General features: G+C 61.9%; 2 protein-coding genes. Both read right to left on the minus strand.

All coding sequences use genetic code 11. The annotated features are described in order from the left end of the window. Window positions 1-909 (minus strand): NAD-dependent epimerase/dehydratase family protein (locus ACH2EH_RS13610; protein WP_395142534.1); only part of this gene is annotated, 909 nt, incomplete at its 3' end. A gap of 68 nt (window positions 910-977) precedes the next feature. Continuing rightward, the coding region (locus tag ACH2EH_RS13615; RefSeq protein WP_395142536.1) for a copper amine oxidase N-terminal domain-containing protein at window positions 978-1,529 on the minus strand (552 nt) is incomplete at its 5' end.

Genomic DNA, 1,529 nt, shown 5'->3' on the forward strand with positions numbered 1-1,529 from the left:
CGCGTCCCAGACCAGTGTGTCGCGGACGGTTTCAAGCGCGGTCCGGTAGGTGAGGCCCGCCAGGTTGGCGCGCTGGGTGCGGGTCGCGCCGCCGTCGGCGCGGCCTAGAAGCCCCGGGATCCACAGCGGGAGCTCCATCCACGGCTTGACGTCCTGTGCCTGAAGAAAGGCTTCCTCGGCGTAGGTAATGGTCGGCTGTGCACCGCTCGCCAGCACGCAGGTCGCCAGGAGCTGTCCCAAGCACATCGGAGGGCCATCCGCATTGTAGACTCCCGTGCGCCCCGCTTCCAGCAGACGGAGTGCCCACTCGGCCAGATCGCGCACGTCAATCCACTGAATCGGGAGCTCCGGGCTACCAGGGGCAAGAATCTCCCCTCCTTGCGCCACACGGTGCGGCCAGTAGGTAAACCGATCCGACGGGTCGTGCGGGCCAACAATCAGGCCAGGGCGGATAATCAGCGTCCCCTCGGGAAAAGCCGCTTGCGCCGCTTGCTCACAGAGTACCTTGAGGGGGCCGTAGGTTTCGCCCGTAAGCGCTTCCGTCGTGGGATCGTCCAGCGTTCCCAGTGGCGATTCCTCGTCGGGCGACGACTCCGGCCAGTTAACATAGACCGACACCGTGGAGATAAAGCAGTAGCACTTCGCTTTGCCCACGAGCGCTTGTGCACTCTTACCAACAATGCGAGGAAAATAACCACAAGTATCAACGACGGCATCGAAGTGCAGCCCCTCAAGCTGTGCCAGGTCATCGTCGTTGGTGCGATCCCCGAGAAGCTCCGTCACGCCAGGAAAGAGCCCTGGGTTGGTTTTCCCTCGGTGAAAGATTGTCACCGTATGCCCAGACGCCAGTGCTGCCTCTACCAGATGGCGCCCCAGAAAAAGTGTCCCCCCCAGGATCAGTAATTTCATAGAACAAGGCCCTTACAAAAAACAAAACCCCGGCGCAACGAGACGAAGCGCCGGGGTCGGAGAGAAGCTTACTTCTTGCTGGTGATGGTCAGCTTGCCGGTAGCGGGGTCAAAGTCCACGTCTACATCGAGCGCCTTGCCCACAAAGCTCAGCGGCACAATAGTGCGGCCACGGTCAATGAACGAGGTGCGCTCCATGCTGACACTCTGGCCGTTCACAGTGGCGCTTGGGGAGCCCACCTTGATGATCACCTCGCGGTCGGCATTCAGAGCGCGCACGGTCTTGGCGTCGGGGGCCCACATGACCTGTCCACCCGTATGCTCGAAGATCTGGCGGAACGGAGCAAGCGGGATACCTGCCTCAACACGGGGCTCGACATCGAAGTTGATTGCACTGCCATCGAAGGCCACCATCAGCTTCTTGCTGAACTCATTGGTCATTGCACTGGAAAGAACCGGCTTGATACCCCGTGCAGTGCGCGGCGCGGACTGCACGCTACGATGTGGCACCATCAGATCGGCGCTTCGCACAGCCTGGGCAGTAGCGAAACCCGCAGCGCGAGTAGCGGCTCCCGGCGTAGAGGGCATGGGCCGACCTACCGAGATCCCCGTAGCCACTGG

The sequence above is a fragment of the Armatimonas sp. genome, from assembly GCF_043760365.1.
In the GTDB taxonomy this organism is placed as follows: Bacteria; Armatimonadota; Armatimonadia; order Armatimonadales; family Armatimonadaceae; genus Armatimonas.